The 15,845-nt window shown below is 57.1% G+C and carries 12 protein-coding genes and 1 pseudogene; 9 read left to right on the top strand and 4 right to left on the bottom strand.

Annotation, left to right across the window (positions count from 1 at the left end; translation table 11 throughout):
• Positions 1-13 precede the first annotated feature (13 nt).
• The 5 genes and pseudogenes from APH42_RS09085 (at position 14) to APH42_RS30810 (ending at position 4,926) form a co-directional block, all read left to right on the top strand.
• Positions 14-1,390, top strand: a complete 1,377-nt coding sequence (locus tag APH42_RS09085) for a hypothetical protein (protein WP_060493180.1) — start codon at positions 14-16, stop codon at positions 1,388-1,390.
• 53 nt (positions 1,391-1,443) lie between these two features.
• Positions 1,444-1,674: an AlpA family transcriptional regulator gene (locus tag APH42_RS09080; protein ID WP_060493179.1), complete on the top strand. Its 231-nt coding sequence runs from the start codon at positions 1,444-1,446 to the stop codon at positions 1,672-1,674.
• Between the two features lie 544 nt (positions 1,675-2,218).
• Positions 2,219-2,929, top strand: coding sequence for an inovirus Gp2 family protein (locus APH42_RS09075; protein ID WP_060493178.1), 711 nt, complete (start codon positions 2,219-2,221; stop codon positions 2,927-2,929).
• Between the two features lie 350 nt (positions 2,930-3,279).
• Positions 3,280-4,068: pseudogene (locus tag APH42_RS30815) on the top strand (HAMP domain-containing protein); the annotation flags it as partial.
• A gap of 18 nt (positions 4,069-4,086) precedes the next feature.
• Complete coding sequence (locus APH42_RS30810) at positions 4,087-4,926, top strand: methyl-accepting chemotaxis protein (protein ID WP_371919290.1); 840 nt, start codon at positions 4,087-4,089, stop codon at positions 4,924-4,926.
• Positions 4,927-4,980: 54 nt separating this feature from the next.
• On the opposite strand, the gene folE is transcribed toward APH42_RS30810, so the two are convergent.
• On the bottom strand, positions 4,981-5,538 hold the full coding sequence (gene folE / locus APH42_RS09065; RefSeq protein ID WP_046785888.1) for a GTP cyclohydrolase I FolE: 558 nt from the start codon (positions 5,536-5,538) through the stop codon (positions 4,981-4,983).
• A 12-nt stretch (positions 5,539-5,550) separates the two neighbouring features.
• Positions 5,551-9,114, bottom strand: coding sequence for an indolepyruvate ferredoxin oxidoreductase family protein (locus APH42_RS09060; RefSeq protein ID WP_060493177.1), 3,564 nt, complete (start codon positions 9,112-9,114; stop codon positions 5,551-5,553).
• Between the two features lie 276 nt (positions 9,115-9,390).
• Between APH42_RS09060 and APH42_RS09055 the strand changes: the two genes are divergently transcribed.
• From APH42_RS09055 to APH42_RS09040, 4 genes are all read left to right on the top strand, one after another.
• Positions 9,391-10,317, top strand: coding sequence for a zinc-binding dehydrogenase (locus APH42_RS09055; RefSeq protein WP_054573037.1), 927 nt, complete (start codon positions 9,391-9,393; stop codon positions 10,315-10,317).
• 54 nt (positions 10,318-10,371) lie between these two features.
• The gene (locus tag APH42_RS09050) at positions 10,372-11,283 is read left to right on the top strand and encodes a LysR family transcriptional regulator (protein WP_046785890.1); all 912 of its coding nucleotides are present in this window, start codon (positions 10,372-10,374) and stop codon (positions 11,281-11,283) included.
• 153 nt (positions 11,284-11,436) lie between these two features.
• Entirely contained in the window at positions 11,437-12,474 is a 1,038-nt protein-coding gene (locus APH42_RS09045) for an amidohydrolase family protein (protein ID WP_046785891.1), read from the top strand.
• Positions 12,471-13,670: a phosphotransferase gene (locus APH42_RS09040; protein WP_060493176.1), complete on the top strand. Its 1,200-nt coding sequence runs from the start codon at positions 12,471-12,473 to the stop codon at positions 13,668-13,670. Before APH42_RS09045 ends, APH42_RS09040 begins: the two co-directional genes overlap by 4 nt.
• 128 nt (positions 13,671-13,798) lie before the next feature.
• On the opposite strand, the gene APH42_RS09035 is transcribed toward APH42_RS09040, so the two are convergent.
• Entirely contained in the window at positions 13,799-14,683 is an 885-nt protein-coding gene (locus APH42_RS09035) for a DMT family transporter (protein WP_060493175.1), read from the bottom strand.
• Positions 14,684-14,693: 10 nt separating this feature from the next.
• On the bottom strand, positions 14,694-15,539 hold the full coding sequence (locus APH42_RS09030) for an SDR family oxidoreductase (RefSeq protein ID WP_046785893.1): 846 nt from the start codon (positions 15,537-15,539) through the stop codon (positions 14,694-14,696).
• Positions 15,540-15,845: the final 306 nt, after the last annotated feature.

Here is a 15,845-nt window from a genome sequence, read left to right as displayed (position 1 = left end):
AAGGATTTAAGCTTTGCTGATTATCGACTGCATGAGCGTGAGTCTGACGGGTTGTGGGGTAGAGGCAAGGTTTCTGCTGGAAGCAATGGCTTGCCGTGCTTTGCGCGATGGTGCTGACACGATTCCCGGCAATGCTAAGGCAATGGCCAAATGGCTCCATGTCTCGGAGCGGATGGTGAGCGGCGCCCTCGTCGAGCTCGTTTCTTGCGGTGCGATATGCCGACTGTCGAGAGGGGTGGGCCGGGGGCGACCAGCAGTCACTTACCGGATCGCTGCCGCAGAGGTTGCGCTGCTGGCGGAAAAGAAAAGCTCATATGGGGCACACGCCAAACTCCTTGAGCGACTGTTCTCTGGAGACGATCTGACAGTAGAGATGCTGGGGGCAGTGTCCAAGACTGAATCGAATAGTGCAGCGCTGAGCAAGGTTGGAAGGCCGGCGCCCCCAGGCGCCCGCGGTCGCTTGAGTGCATCCAACCGATTGCTGCTGGGAACGTTATTGGTGCGTGCTGATAGCTTCGGGCAGGTGACCGGGGTAAGCAATCTGGAGTTAATCCGACTCACGGGGCTCGATGCCGAGAGTTTGAAACATCGGCTCAAGCGGTTGCTGGCAGTGGGGCTGATTCGTACCTACGTGCCGGGAGCATCAAGCTCGGTTTTCAGGGCTGGGAAGATCTCGAGTTCCTATTTTCTCAACCTGAACCATCCAGCTTTTGGATTGAAGCGAAACTGTGCGGTCGTGGTGCACCGACTGGGCTGGGAAGATGAGAGGCGTGTCTCACATGAGGAAAGCCTATGGAGAGATGTTCTTCGCGTAAGCAAACATGGCAGCGAAGTTCGAACTGAAACACCCTCGGCTGTGATCCGCTTTCTTGTTGGACAGAGGGGAGTGGTGTTCAGGCTTCTTCAATTCATGCTCCTGCAATATGCATCCGAATTGCTTGCTCGTCACTGGCGTGAGCTCGGAGCTACAGGTTTTGTCGACGGTGGCTGGGTTCGAGAAAGGATCGAGGGAGCCTTGCGAAAGTCATCCATGCCCGAAGGTGGCCAGGACGATGTCGACAAGGAGTGGAAAGCTGTCATCAGCTATTTTCACGGCGAAGTGCTCAAGATTGCTCGGGATTACAGGTCAAGATTCGGGCAGGCAGATTGGATTGAGTTCGATTCGGGAGGCTTGAGCATACTGCCGGTTTTACACGGCACAGGATATTCGATCATTACGGTGCTATTGCGGCCACCTCCGGAGTGGCTATCCGAGTGCACGGTGTTGCTGGAGGAAAGGCCCGGTGTCGTTAACCCCGAGTCGTACAGTGGAGAGGCTGATATGGACTTGGTTACGCGGATTCACTACGGGCTTGCATCTTACCCGGCCAAGCGGTTGCTGATGAAGTAGTTCAAATTTTACTACCCCCGCCAATCCTCTGAACGAATACGAGGAGCCCGTTCATGAGGATCATCCGCCTGAAAGAAGTAATCGACTCGACTGGCCTGGCCCGGTCGACCATCTACAAGTACATTTCGGAAGGCACCTTCCCGAAGCCGGTCTCGCTGGGCGACCGCTGTGTTGGCTGGGTCGAAAGCGAGGTGCACGACTGGATCTTGGCACGGATCGAGGATCGTGACCTGGCTGAGGGAGCACGATTGCGTGCCACCGGCCATCTGAGTGTGGCTAGCTAGAAATGATCATCTGCGCCATGACTGGCTACGGCTGGTCATGGCGCTTATGCCAGCAGTCTGATTCTGGGCGGGTCGACGATCTTCAGAAAGCCGGAGCGATGTTGCTCCCATCGTTCCGGCAGGCGCTGGTTAGGCACTGGCCACCATGGCACTGGCTCTGGTTTTTGTCCGGAATACATTTTTGGAGAAAACGTCGCTGTGGCTTGGAGAGCTGGTTGGATTTTCCCGAGCCAGTCGGAGCTTTCAGCTGCGGTGCGGGTAGTATGCTTTTACTAGCTATCACTACCCGAAGGCTTTCGCCTAACCCCTTAGTGGATGGGCATCACTGAGACCCAGCATACGGATGGGGAGCGATTATCTGTGACGGCTCCTCAACCAGCCGTTCAACTAAATCAGTTCGCCACGACAGGCCAGGTTCCTACCATCACGGATACGCTACGTGACCGAGCGTCCAGTTGAGAGTGTCCAGGCCAGGCGATATAACGGTTAAAAAATCACACACTAGGCAGTGGTTATGACACTCCAATCCTGAGAGCTCATAACCATGTTCGATGATAACCGCACCTATAACCATACCGCCCAGCGTTACCCACTCCGCCATCCCGACAATTCCAACCTCCGTCTGCATTACGACGAGACCTTCGAAGGCCTACCCCTGATGGTCGACAAGGGGCCTTTCATCCGGGAATATCTGTCGGACCTCAAACGCACCATCGAGCTAGCCTTGGCTGAATATCCGAGGCTGTTGGCATTCAGAGTGGATCTCCGGTTACCTCAGGGCATTGATCTACCTGACTACGCCTATACGAATCAGGTGATCAGTCGGTTTTTCGAGTCCTTCACGAAGAAGATCCACTATCACCAGAGGAAGGTGGGTGAGCGTGGCTACGTTCGCGACTGCAAAGTGCGATACGTCTGGTGTAGAGAGGTTCCACAACGCGGTAGGCCCCATTACCACGTGCTGATTTTGTTGAACCGTGATGCTTATTACACGGTAGGGCGTCTGGGTTCCGAGAGGGTGAACATGATCAGCCGTATGGAAGAGTCTTGGGCTGGTGCTTTGGGGGTATCGATCGAGCAGGTGAGAGGGCGGGTGCACATCCCCGAGAATGCTGAATATCGAGTCGACCGAGAAATCCGTCGTGGCAAGGTCGATGAATTGCCAGGGCTGTTCTATAGAGCTAGCTACCTGTGCAAGATGGCTACGAAGTCCTACGGAGGGCGTCAGCGAGGGTTTGGCGCCAGCAGGAGGTAGGACTAAGGTTATGTCGATCGCGAAACCTCAAAGCACAGATGTTAAACACGCCACTGGTCGAATGGGACCGCAAGCCAATTCAGCAAGTGATGATTGAACTTGGCGAATGTCTAAAGAAACCGGTTCAGTTCAGTCTTGCAAGAAAAGTCGGATCACAGCCTGTACCTTTGGTCCGAGGCTAGTGGAGTCTATATGGATGCTGCTGAGCTGGTGAAGAGCCAGGCAACCACCTGTACAGAGACGATGGTCATTGTAATTCTAAATGGAGAATCTGGTATTCGATATAGAATTTTTTCCTATAAATTGCCAAGCTATAGGCCTCATCATTACAAGAAGAACGGTCATTGCTCATGCTCTTTGCACAGAAATGCTCCATAGGCGCTAAGCTTCTAGTGTTGCCCATCTTGTTCGTGCTTGGCTTACTGTTTGTCTCCACTATGGCCTATTACGGGCTGGCTAGGCAGCAGGCAGTGATCAAAGAAATTCAACAGTTGCGCTTTCAGCAATATCGACAGGTTTTGGACACTACGACTGCCTTGCAGGCGGCGATTGTAGGTGCCTATGCCACGGGCTCACGCATACTTGAATCAGGTGGGAGTACGGCACAGGAGGAACTGGAGTCCTACTTCGAGGACATACGATCTAGTGTCGACGATATGCGTGCCGGCCTTGCCAATGGGGCTCGTGAGACACGCTTGGGTGACGACGAAAAAGCACTCTATCAAGCGGTGCAGGAACAGGCTGCTGTTGTTACCCAGGGTCTGGATGAATTTCAGCGTACAGCCTTAAAAGATCAGACTCAGGCTACTTCGTTGTTAGGACGGATACGCGCCGACAGCGACGGCTTGCAAGCGAAGTTCAACCGCCTATTAGCGATGCAAGCGCAACTGACTTCTAATGCGTTTGCCGCGGCCGATGCTTCGCAGCGTCAGGTGTCAAAGATGCTAATAGTGGTGTCACTGGCCGCCAGTGTTCTGGCATTGCTGGTCAGTCTTTTGTTACGAGGGCAGATCTTGCGCCCCATCCGGGAAATCGAGCAGGCATCGATCAGGTTGCGAGACGGTGATCTGACGTACCGAGTGCGCTTGATCGGTGGCGACGAGATCGCTCACACTGCGCAGGCGTTCAATGAACTAATTGACAGTTTCCAGCAGGCGATGCGTCAGGTTGCCGTGGTAGCCGCCTCGGTCAGTGCATCGGCTGAGACGCTGGTAGGCGCCTCGGCGCAGGTGGCCGAGAGCTCCTCAGCACAGACCGGTGCGGTTGGGGTAGTATCGATGACCATCGAGCAGATGAGCGCCAGTATTGCCGCCATCTCCAACCATGCCCAGAGCCTGCGAGGTTCGGCCGAGGCTAGCTTGCGAGGCACGCAGGACGGACACTTGGCGCTGTCGCGTCTACTCGAAAACATCGACAGCGTACGGCTGGCATTCTTAGCGATTCGCGGCTCGGTAGGTGCTTTTGTCGAAAGCACCTCGGCGATTACCGCCAGTATCACCCAGGTCAAGGATCTCTCTGCACAAACCAACTTGCTGGCGCTCAATGCGGCGATCGAGGCGGCGCGGGCAGGTGAAAGTGGGCGCGGCTTCAGTGTGGTAGCAGATGAAGTGCGTCAGTTAGCGCAACGCTCGGCTCAAGCGGCCAATTCAATCAATGATTTGACAGTTAACCTTGAAGGCCAGTCCGAGGCGGTTGGCGACGCTCTGCATGCAGGCACTGTGGCACTGGATGACAGTGGCAGGCTATTGAGCGAACTGGAGAGCACTTTGCAGCAAGCTGCGGACCTAGTTGGGAACTCGACTAAAGGTGTAGACCAGATCGCTGATGCGGTGAGTGTGCAAAGCGAGGGCGGGCGAGGGATCGCGGAGCACATCGAGCACATTGCCCGTATGGCTGGGGAAGGAGATGCGATTACACGTCAAGTTTCTGGAGCGGTGGTATCACTGCGTGAGTTTTCGGAGGAACTGAGCCTGGCGGTGAGTCGCTTCCGCTTCTAAATCTGTTTTTGTGGGGAGCGGCGCATGCGCCGCTCCCCACAAAATCAGTGAGAGCTAACGGTTACGAATCAGTTGTAGGAACTCTTGGCGAGTGTTATACGAGTCGCGCATGCATCCGAGCATGACCGAGGTGCTCATTACCGAGTTTTGCTTTTCCACACCGCGCATCATCATGCACATATGTTTCGCCTCGATCACTACCGCCACACCGGCGGCATGGGTAACTTGGGCAATCGCTTCGGCAACCTGGCGGGTCAGGTTTTCCTGAATCTGCAGTCTGCGAGCAAACATATCGACTATACGCGCCACTTTCGACAGCCCCAGCACTTTGCCTGTGGGGATATAGGCAACGTGCGCCTTGCCAATGAACGGCAACAGGTGGTGCTCGCACAGCGAATACAATTCGATATCACGGACGATGACCATCTCGTCGTTGTCCGAGTCGAACAGTGCGCCGTTGACGATCTGCTCAAGGCTTTGCTGATAGCCATGGCACAGGTACTGCATGGCTTTAGCGGCGCGTCTTGGAGTGTCCAACAAGCCCTCGCGCTGCGGGTTTTCGCCAATGCCCTGCAGAATTTCGCGATAGTTTCGGGTCAGTTCCTCGTTCATTGTTGTCCCTGTTTAGAGTTGAATTATAGAAATTTTGTCGGTGGCTTGGCTGGCGTCGTGAAACTGTGCAGTCGAGCCATTACGCCATTGCTCCAGTAACAGCGCTTGACGCTGGTGGGCATGATGTAGAAAGCGCTCTTTCACTGGCCCGTAACCGCGCACGCTGTTTGGCAGCTCCAGCAGCTCGCGGGCTAGTTGCAGGTTGTCGCTGCGCAGGCCTGCGAACACTTCATCCAGAATGCTTTCATAGTTACGCAACCAGTTACGCTCGACCCTGCGCTCATGGGTATGGCCGAACGGATCGAGCCAGCTGTTGCGCAGTATCTTGAGTTTGGCCAGCAGCTTGAAGCCTTGCAGCATCCAAGGCCCGTAGCAGCGTTTTTTGGGTTCTTTGCTAATGCTGTTATCGTTGAGCAGCGGCGGTGCCAGGTGGAAACGCAGGCGGTAGTTGCCTTCGAACGTTGACTGGATCTTTGTCAGAAAGTCGCCGTTGCTGAACAGTCGGGCTACTTCGTATTCATCTTTGATTGCCAGGACCTTGAAGTAGTGGCGGGCAACGCTTTTGGACAGCTCGTCCGGCTGGCCCAGCAGCCGAGTTTCGGCCTCCATAAACTGCTCTACGCGTTGCCGGTAACGCTGGGCATAGGCTTTATTCTGATATTGCGTCAGGACGCTCATACGCCGCTTAACCATTTCTTCCAGGTTTTGCGAAAGTATGCGGTCGGCGCTTTGCTTTTTGCCGGCTTCCACAATGCTAAGTACCCGTGGCAAATCGTGGGCACTGCGTCGGCCCCAGGCGAAGGCTGCCAGGTTGAAGGCTACCGCGGTGCCATTCAACTCGATGGCCTGTTCCAGCGCCTCTTCGCCGACCGGCAACCAGCCTTTCTGATAGGCATAGCCCAGCATGAAGGTATTTGTAGCGATTGAATCGCCCATCAGAGTCGTGGCAATTTTGCTTGCGTCGACAAAGTCCGCCCGCGCTGCGCCAACGGTTTCGGCTATTTGCGCTGACATGCCTTGCGTATGGAATTGCGGGTCAGGGTGGCTGGCCAGATCACCGCTTTGCGCCTGCAGAGCAAAGGTACGCACGAACGCACTGGTAATGCTTTGCTCGCTGTTGACCAGAGCGTGCGTCACACCTTGGCGCAACTTGGATAACGTTTCGGTGTTGGCACTGACAACCAGATCGCAACCCAACAACAAGGCTGCTTCACCTTCGGCGATCCGCGGGGCGAACAACTGATCCTGGCGGGCAGCGATGCGAATGTGGGACCAGACGGCGCCGCCTTTTTGTGCCATGCCAGCCATGTCGAGGTTAAGCGTTCCCTTACCTTCGATAAATGCCGCCATGCCCAGTAAGGCACCTATGGTTACTACACCAGTGCCGCCCACACCGGTCACCAGAATGCTGTATGGCTCTTCGAGGGCGACGACCGACGGAGCGGGCAAGTCCCAGTCATCGTCGGCCTTGGCTGCCAGGGCCTGTGGCTTGCGCAGCGTTCCGCCTTCGACGGTGACAAAGCTTGGGCAAAAGCCGTTCAGGCAAGTGAAGTCCTTGTTGCACGAAGATTGGTCGATCTCGCGCTTGCGGCCGTACTCTGTGTCCACCGCCACCACCGACATGCAGTTGGACTTGCTGCTGCAGTCGCCACAGCCTTCACATACCGCTTCGTTGATCACCACTCGACGTGCCGGGTCGGGGAACTTGCCGCGCTTTCGACGCCTGCGCTTCTCCGCTGCGCAGGTCTGGTCATAGATGATTGCCGACACTCCCTGGAACTGGCGCAATTGCTCCTGGACCTCGTCCATCTTGTCGCGGCGTACTACCGGGACACTTTGGGCCAGATCATCAGTGCCCTTGTACTTCTCAACATCGTCACTGACCACCACTAAGCGCTGAACGCCCTCTGCAGCCAGTTGGCGGCTGATTTGTGCCACGCTGAGGCTGCCGTCCACTGGCTGCCCGCCTGTCATGGCAACGGCATCGTTGTAGAGAATCTTGTAGGTAATTTGCGCCTTTGCCGCGATGGCGGCACGAATAGCGAGAATACCGGAGTGGAAGTAAGTACCGTCACCCAAGTTGGCGAAGACGTGTTGGGTGGTGGTAAACGGCGCTTGGCCGATCCAGGCCACACCTTCGCCACCCATTTGGCTGAAAGTTTGGGTTTGCGGGTAGATCCAGGCGGCCATGTAATGGCAGCCGATACCGGCCAGCGCGCGGCTACCTTGCGGCACCTTGGTCGAGGTGTTGTGCGGACAGCCAGAGCAGTAGTGCGGCACGCGTTCCATCAGGTTGCTGAACTGGCCTTTGCACGCCAGCTGCGCTTCCAAAAGGGCTAGGCGCATTTGAAGCGAACCGCCTGGGTGCAGGCGCAGGATTCGCTTGGCCAGGGCTCGTGCGATCATCGCCGGCGTCAGGTCATTTATAGCCGGCAGCAGCCAATCGGTGTGCGGCAGGCTCCATTCACCCTTGTCGTCGAACTTGCCAACGATACGCGGACGTACGTCCTCACGCCAGTTGTAGAGCTCTTCCTTGAGTTGGTACTCGATCATGTGGCGCTTTTCTTCCACCACCACAATCTCTTCCAGACCTTCGGCGAACTGTCGCACACCTTCAGCTTCCAGCGGCCAGACCATGCCGACCTTGTAAAGGCGCAGACCGATTTTTTGCGCTTGTGTTTCGTCGATCCCAAGGATACGCAGGGCCTGGCATACGTCGAGATAGGACTTTCCCGAAGTGACAATGCCAATTCGTGCATTCGGCGAATCCATGACAATGCGATCGAGGCGGTTGGCTCGGGCATACGCCAGGGCGGCATACAGCTTATGCTCCAGCAGGCGCTGTTCCTGGGCCAGTGGTGGGTCGGGCCAGCGGATGTTCAGACCCCCTTCAGGCAACGCAATGGTCGGGATTACAGGCTGTACGCGATGAATGTCGATATCGACGACGGCCGCGCTTTCAACAGTGTCCGCCACAGCCTTGAGGGCGACCCAGCAGCCTGAGTAGCGCGACATGGCCCAACCATGCATGCCATAGTCGAGGTACTCCTGTACGCCGGAGGGCGCCAACACCGGCATCATCACTGCCTTGAAAATGTGCTCGGTCTGGTGGGGAAGGGAAGAGGAGCGGGCGCCATGGTCATCGCCTGCAATGGCCAATACACCCCCAAATTTTGATGTGCCAGCTGCGTTCGCGTGGCGGAAAACATCACCGCAACGGTCTACGCCGGGGCCCTTGCCGTACCACATGCCGAATACGCCATCATACATGGCACCTTCGAACAAATTGACCTGCTGCGTACCCCAGATCGAGGTTGCGGCAAGGTCTTCGTTCATACCAGGGTGGAACACTGTGTGGTGTGCTTTGAGGTAGTCACGTGCTTTCCACAGGGCCTGATCGAGTCCCCCTAGCGGCGAGCCGCGATATCCGGAAATGAACCCGGCGGTATTCAGACCGTTGGCCTGATCGCGTAGCCGTTGCATCAGGGGCAGGCGCACTAGCGCCTGAATCCCCGTGAGCAGTACATGTCCACTGTGTTGTACGTACTTATCTTCCAGGGAAACCGGGGTACTCATGTTCATCCTCCAGGCGTTGTTCTTGTATGGCTGCACCGGTAAGGGCGATGCCTTGTAGAGGCCGACTCTAGAAAGCAGGGGCGCGATCGTAAAATCACAAAAACAGCCGTGAGGTATTGGTGTTTCAAATACCTGCATGCGTCGGCATTGGCGGTGTTGCAGCTCAAACCGGGACTGTCGGGCCTAGATGCTAATTAAATATGGACAAATAATCAAAAAATGTTCAATTATTGGTCTTGAAGACGCTTGAGAACAAAACAGACAAGGGAGAAAGCCATGCGTGCAGCCATCATTTCCGAACGCAATGCGTTGCCACAGGTACGTGAGTTCAATGAGCCGCAAGCGCAAGACGGTGCGGTGCTGATCGACGTGGACACGGCCGGCCTTGGGGGGTGGGATGTGCTCGGGGCCTACCGTCTGGGTGTCGAATACCCTTGCGTCATCCGTGGTGAGGGCGTGGGACGAGCGCCGGATGGGCGGCGGGTATATTTCGGTGAGCGTTCGGTGCTGCCCTACGGTGCCTGGGCCGAGCGCACTTTGGTGCCGCAAGCCGAAGTGTGGAATGTGCCGGATGATGTGGACGACAAAACCGCGATCAGCATGGGTATTGCCGCTACCGGGGCCATCGTGCCGCTGGAAAAGGCTGAGATTCAGAAGGGCGAAAAGGTCTTGGTCCTCGGCGCCACCGGCACCCTGGGACAGATTGCCTTGCAGCTTGCGCGTGGCATGGGTGCTGGCAAGGTCGTTGGTGCTGCGCGTTCACAGGAAGCGCTTGGCCGTCTGAAGTCGCGCGGAATCGCCGACGAGGTCGTTACCCTGGGTGGCAGCGATGATGTTGACGCACTTAAGGAGGCAGCGGCCGGTGGCTTCGATGTGGTACTCGACCTGGTGTGCGGACAACCCTTGCTGACGTCTCTGAAGGCCACCAATTGGGGGGCACGCATTATGACCATTGGCACTGGTGCTGGCCGCCAGCTCAACCTGGATATCGCCGACCTGCTGTTTCGCAGCTTGTCGTGCATCGGGACCGGCCAGCGTCCCCCTGCGGACCGTGAACAGATCTGGCTGCGACTGTTGAAGATCGCCAGGGAACAGCAGATACACGTGGACTACTTGGATTTCACCCTTGACCAGGCCGCAGAGGCTTGGGCTGCTCAGATAGATGGACCGCACGCCAAGATCACGGCCACGATCCGCCGCTGAAGGCCGCAGCGGCAAGCGGTTTCATTGGTTCTGGCGGCGGGCTCGGCATAGCAGATGATCAAGGGCAAAGACGTTTCCATGCGCCAGCTTCGGTACTTCGTGGCGGCGGCTGATGCGGGTCAGTTCTCCCAGGCGGCTCTGAAGGTGCACGTGTCGCAGTCGGCCATCACCGCCGCGGTGCAGCACCTGGAAGAGACTATGGGTGTTAGCCTTTTCGACCGTTTGCCCTATGGCGTGACACTGACAGCCGAAGGCAATAAGTTTGCCCAGCATGCGCGGCATATCCTCGAAACGTTGCAGGACGCCCTGAGCGAGCCGCTGTTCCTCAGCCACTCGACACGGGGAAGCGTGCGTGTGGGGGCTTCCTACACGCTGCTGGGCTACTTCCTGCCAGCGCTGCTTGCACGATTCAAGCGCAACTATCCGCAGGTGGAGATCGAACTCGTCGACATAGATCGCCACAGCATCGAGCAGGCCGTTAACAATGGCGATCTCGACCTAGGCTTGGTGATAGTGTCCAACACCCCCAGCCTGAATGTGTTCTCCCATCAGGTGTTGATTCGGTCCCGCCGGCAACTCTGGTTGGCCATCCAGCACCCCTTAATGACTGCCTCCTCAATCAACCTCGAAGACGTGGCGCAGCACGCCTACATCCTTGCCACCGTGGATGAAGGTGACAGCTCGACGTTTCGCTACTGGGCGTCTCGTGGGTTGGCTCCCAACGTGGCTTTTCGTACTTCTTCCATGGAGGCGCTGCGCGGCATGGTCGGCCATGGCTTTGGCGTCGCCATTCTTTCCGACATGCTTTACCGACCTTGGTCCCTGGAGGGTAAGAGGATCGAGGCTCGGCCATTGACGGATGTCATTCCGCCCATGGAATTGGGACTGATTTGGCGACCCGACAAGCAGTTATCGATATCGGCCCAAGCGTTTCGACAGTTCCTGATCATGGCGTGTACGTCGTGAAACCTTGCTGGCCTTGCGTTGTTCCTCAGGGTGCTATGCGCAACACAGATAAAAATGAACAAAAATAAAATAAATGTCTATATTTTAATTGGTTCCGAAATTGCCGAACGGTGACCGTTCGGCCTGCTGGCCGATTACAACAAGGAGAACGCCATGCTGATCGATGTACACGCCCACCTGCTGACAGAGGGTATGCTGAACCGCCACGAATTTTGGGGCCCGTTCATGAAGGTGCAGGGGTTGACTGTCGGCCATTTTTCCCTAGGCACCAAGCAGCCGGCCAAAGCCACTAGCGACGCTGAGGCGCAAGTCAACCTATTGGCACGCATGACCCACGCCAGTCGTCGCAAGTTGATGGCCGAGCGGGGTGTCGACAAGCTGGTGGTCTCCACGCCTTCGCATTGCTTCATGTATTGGGCTGGTGATTTTGCCAACGAATACGCGCGTATTTGCAACGACGAGATGTCAGAGTTCTGTCGCGCCGACCCGGACCATTTCGACTTCTGGTGCCATGCCAATCTGGCCGATCCGCGCAACGCAGCCAAGGAAATCGAGCGAGCGGTAACCCAATTGGGGGCCAAGGGTGTATGCGTAGGCGGTGCCAACTTCAACGGATTGCAAGCTCATGACGAGCAGTTGTTCCCAGTGTGGGAGAAGCTCACACAGCTGGATGTACCAATCATGGTGCATGGCTTCAATCAGTCGATCTACTGGGGCGAAAAACATACCGACGACAAGTTCGAAACCACGTCCATTGTGGGCGATTGCGTCGATGAGACCCTGTTTTTCTGGTACCTAATCTGTGGAGGTGCCCTGGATGTCTTTCCAACCCTGAAAACCTACATCACCCATGCGGGGGGCATGGCGATCTTCCAACTGGGCCGACTCAGCGAACTCAACCAAGCTATGGCGCCCGATACGCGCAACCAGCGGCCGCTGCTGGACTATCTGCAGAACTTCTACTTCGATCTTGACGTACACGCACCTGGTTTGCGTCGTGGTGTCGCTGAAGTGGTGGGTTCTGAACGCTTGCTGTACGGTACAAACTTCGGTGGTGCCTATGACCACGGTGACCTGACGGCCGGGCTAGGACTATCGGTTGCGGATCGTGAGCGGATCCGCAGTGGTAACGCAATTGAACTGCTCAAACTGAAAGTGCCAGCTCACGCTGCGCGTGCTGTGACGCCGTGACGGGCAGTTTGCTGGCGATGAGTGCTGGGCGGCCGTATCCTCAACGTGTCGGGCGGCTGCCGCGACAACTCGGCGACCTCAGCGCCGCTTGGCTGACGGAGCTGCTGCAGCCGCGTTACCCCGGCATCGAAGTGCAGGCGTTGGCGGTGGTGGAGGTCCGCAATGGGCACACTACCAAGCTGCGCGCCAGGCTCGAGCTGAACGAGGTCGGTCAGCGCGCAGGGATACCGTCCCATGTCTGCCTGAAATCGAACTGGTCAGAAGGCTTCGAGAGCGGCGATATCTGCGAATTGGAGTCGCGTTTCTATCATCTGACCCGCGCGTGGTCCGGCGCGCCATTGCCTGCCACGTATTTCACTGATTGGGACGCCGATGGTGGTGGGCGCGGCGTAGTGGTAATGGAGGATCTTGGGCTGGCAGCCGGGAAGTTCGGCCACAGCACTGATCACCTGGGCGTGGATGGAGTCGCGCAGGGGCTGGAGTCTTTAGCCGCGTTGCATGCCGTGACCTGGGCCCACCCACGGCTGCACCGTCAGGTCTGGCTTCCGGTGTCGATGGCCAACCCGGTAGACAACGACGGCCTGCTGCGTATGTACAACTACATCAAGGTCAACCTGGGCAAGGATGACTACCGGCAGCGTCTACCTCGTTGGATCTATGAGACGCCAGAGCTCTTCAGCCATGCTTTCGATGAGTTGGCTGCCTTCGAACGGGCACAGGTTTCGCCCTCTTGCTTGATCCATGGCGATTCGCACCAAGGGAACAGTTTTCAGCGTGACAATGGAGAACGCATCTGGCTCGACTGGCAGTTGGCAAGACGCGGGCGGCCATGGCGCGATGTGGCGTACTTCATGCTCGGCGCGTTGACGATAGAAGAACGCCGCGCCGAGGGGCAACGGCTTCTGCAGGTGTACCGCGAAAAGTTGATCAGTCTGGGAGCGGCTGGTGTACTCGACCAGCACGCCGCCTGGGAGCAACTGCGGCGTTGGCCGGTGTGGGGCATGCAGACATGGATGTCGAACATGGATGACTGGGGGCAGTCAGGATTGCCGATGGTGGAGCGATTTTTTACCGCCGCCGAAGACTTCGACACGCTTCGCCTGCTGACACGAGGACGCAAGCCACGGCGTACTCCGGTGCTGGGCGAGGGCGCTCGTCCGCTGACGCCAGCCTATGCACACCTCTTGAAGGATTGAACATGGTCAAAACGCACGTGCATGGAGGTAAGCGAGGCTGAGTATGGCGGACTGGAGTACTACCTGGCGCGCTTGAGCGGTATAGATCGTTACGGCTTGGACGCGCTCCGTAATCGACTCCTAGTGGCTTAGGACAGGGTACTTGCGGTGACCCGTACGGGTTGCCATTGGGCCAATGCAATTCCCAGCAGAATCAGTCCGCCGCCTACCGCGTGATACAGGTGCAATGGCTCACCGAGCAGCCCAATCGCCAAGGCTGCGGTGAAGAGAGGGACCAGATTCATCAGTGCCGCGGTTTTTTCCGGGCCCAGGCGTTGCAGGCCTTGCATCCACAGGCCCGGTGCCAACGCCGAAGCGAATAGACCAGCAAACAGAACCAGCGGCAGGCTCTGAGCGCTCAGGGCCATCGATGATGTAAGCAAAAATGGCGGTACCAGCATTAACGTGCCGCAGAGTATCTGTACATAAAGGCTTTCCCAGGTGGGCAGGGGGATTTGCCAGCGCTTCACCAGCACGCAATACAGGGCGTAGGACAGTGACGCCAGCAGCATCAGCCATTCACCCAGACCCACCCCGCGCTGCCAGAGCGATGGCAGGTGGCCCGCGGTCAGCAACCATGCCAACCCTGCGAATGAAACTGCCGTGCCTGTCAGTAACGGCAGGGGGGGGCGTGTGTTCAGCAGCGGGAAGGCTACCAGTACCGTCAGCAAGGGCATGGTCGCCAGGATCAATCCCATTGAGGTGGCACTGACCGTATGTGCAGCAAAGTAGGCCAGAGACTGATACAGCGACATGCCGAGCAATCCCAGTAGCCATAGTTTGGGCAGGTATGGCCGTATCCTCTGGCGCATTCTCCAGACCCTGGGCAGCATGACTGGTGACAACACCAGCAATGCGGTCAACCAGCGATAGAACGAAATGGCCGCGGGATCTATCACCCCCACCGACAGGCGATTGACCACGGTACTGGCAGCCCAGATCAGTGTGGCAAGCACTGGAAACAGCAGCTTCATTACGGGCGCTCTAGTGGCTGTCGGTGTTTCGAGCGGCCAGTGCCGCGGCAAAATCACGCTTGAGTGTCGGGAAGTAGGCAATCTGGCCACCCATGCCCCCGGCAATGTCTATCGAAGCCGCGCTGATGAAACTGGCGTATTCGCTGGAAAGGAACAACACCATGCCTGCAACATCTTCCGGTTTGCCATAACGGCCGATCGGCACCACCTTCATAACCATCGCATCGAACTCCTCACGGCTGACCCCGGGGCCCATCTCCTTGTAGTGGCGGTCCCACTGGCCAGTGTCGATCCAGCCCATGTTCAGGCTATTGACGAGAATATTGTCCTTGGCCAGCGACATGCCCAGCGAGCGCGAAAGCGCTACACATGATGCACGGTTGATCACCGAAGGGATCCCGTCGGGGGTCGGCACGGTGCCGGCCAGGGCATTGATCTCGATGATCCGCCCCCAGCGCTGTTGCCGCATGAACGGCACCACAGCCTGGACGAAGCGAAAATGCCCCATCTGCAACACATTGGCGTGTTCAAGGATGGCTTCCGGCGTGAGGGTCTCTAGGTTGCCCCCACGCCCCTGGCCCGCGTTATTTACCAAAATGTCCACGCCTCCCCAGGTCTGCACCACCTCACCGACGAAATGTTGAACACCCTGAGTGTCCGTGACATCCACGGCTCGGGCCAGTACCGCCTGCGCATGTTCCTGCAGTTGTGCTTCCGCTTCGCGGACGGCCGCCAAGCTACGTGCGCAGATGGCCACACGGGCACCTTCCAGTGCGAAGGCACGGGCTATCGCAAGGCCTATACCGCGTGAAGCACCAGTGACAATCACGCGTTTTCCGCTCAGATCGATGTTCATGCGGGGCAAGCTCCTTGTGATTCTTGTTGGATTGACGCAGGCACGTTGCGGGTGTCTTCAGTGGCTTGTTTACCGGAAAAAAGCCGGTTGAGCAAAACATAATTGAACAGTTAGCATTTTTGTGTGCAGTATTGACCATGCTTTTCTCCATGCCTCTGACACCGGGGGCGATCAGTGGCAACGAAAAAATCGACTGAGATTCTAAATACAGAATTGAAATCTTTATATGGAATTATTTGTTTTTCTCGGTTAATTTGAAATCAAGCCATGGGCGCGCTTCACCGGTGAAACCTGCCGACAAGCTCA

It is taken from the genome of Pseudomonas sp. NBRC 111140 (assembly GCF_001320885.1).
Taxonomy (GTDB): domain Bacteria; phylum Pseudomonadota; class Gammaproteobacteria; order Pseudomonadales; family Pseudomonadaceae; genus Aquipseudomonas; species Aquipseudomonas putida_P.
Note: the sequence above shows the minus strand (reverse complement) of the source record. Positions and strands in the feature narration are given on the sequence as shown.

Coding starts and splice junctions, on each gene's coding strand:
- APH42_RS09080 (WP_060493179.1), top strand. CDS start 1,444: ATGAGGATCATCCGCCTGAAAGAAGTAATCGACTCGACTGGCCTGGCC.
- APH42_RS09075 (WP_060493178.1), top strand. CDS start 2,219: ATGTTCGATGATAACCGCACCTATAACCATACCGCCCAGCGTTACCCA.
- APH42_RS30810 (WP_371919290.1), top strand. CDS start 4,087: ATGCGTCAGGTTGCCGTGGTAGCCGCCTCGGTCAGTGCATCGGCTGAG.
- folE (WP_046785888.1), bottom strand. CDS start 5,538: ATGAACGAGGAACTGACCCGAAACTATCGCGAAATTCTGCAGGGCATT.
- APH42_RS09060 (WP_060493177.1), bottom strand. CDS start 9,114: ATGAGTACCCCGGTTTCCCTGGAAGATAAGTACGTACAACACAGTGGA.
- APH42_RS09055 (WP_054573037.1), top strand. CDS start 9,391: ATGCGTGCAGCCATCATTTCCGAACGCAATGCGTTGCCACAGGTACGT.
- APH42_RS09050 (WP_046785890.1), top strand. CDS start 10,372: ATGATCAAGGGCAAAGACGTTTCCATGCGCCAGCTTCGGTACTTCGTG.
- APH42_RS09045 (WP_046785891.1), top strand. CDS start 11,437: ATGCTGATCGATGTACACGCCCACCTGCTGACAGAGGGTATGCTGAAC.
- APH42_RS09035 (WP_060493175.1), bottom strand. CDS start 14,683: ATGAAGCTGCTGTTTCCAGTGCTTGCCACACTGATCTGGGCTGCCAGT.
- APH42_RS09030 (WP_046785893.1), bottom strand. CDS start 15,539: ATGAACATCGATCTGAGCGGAAAACGCGTGATTGTCACTGGTGCTTCA.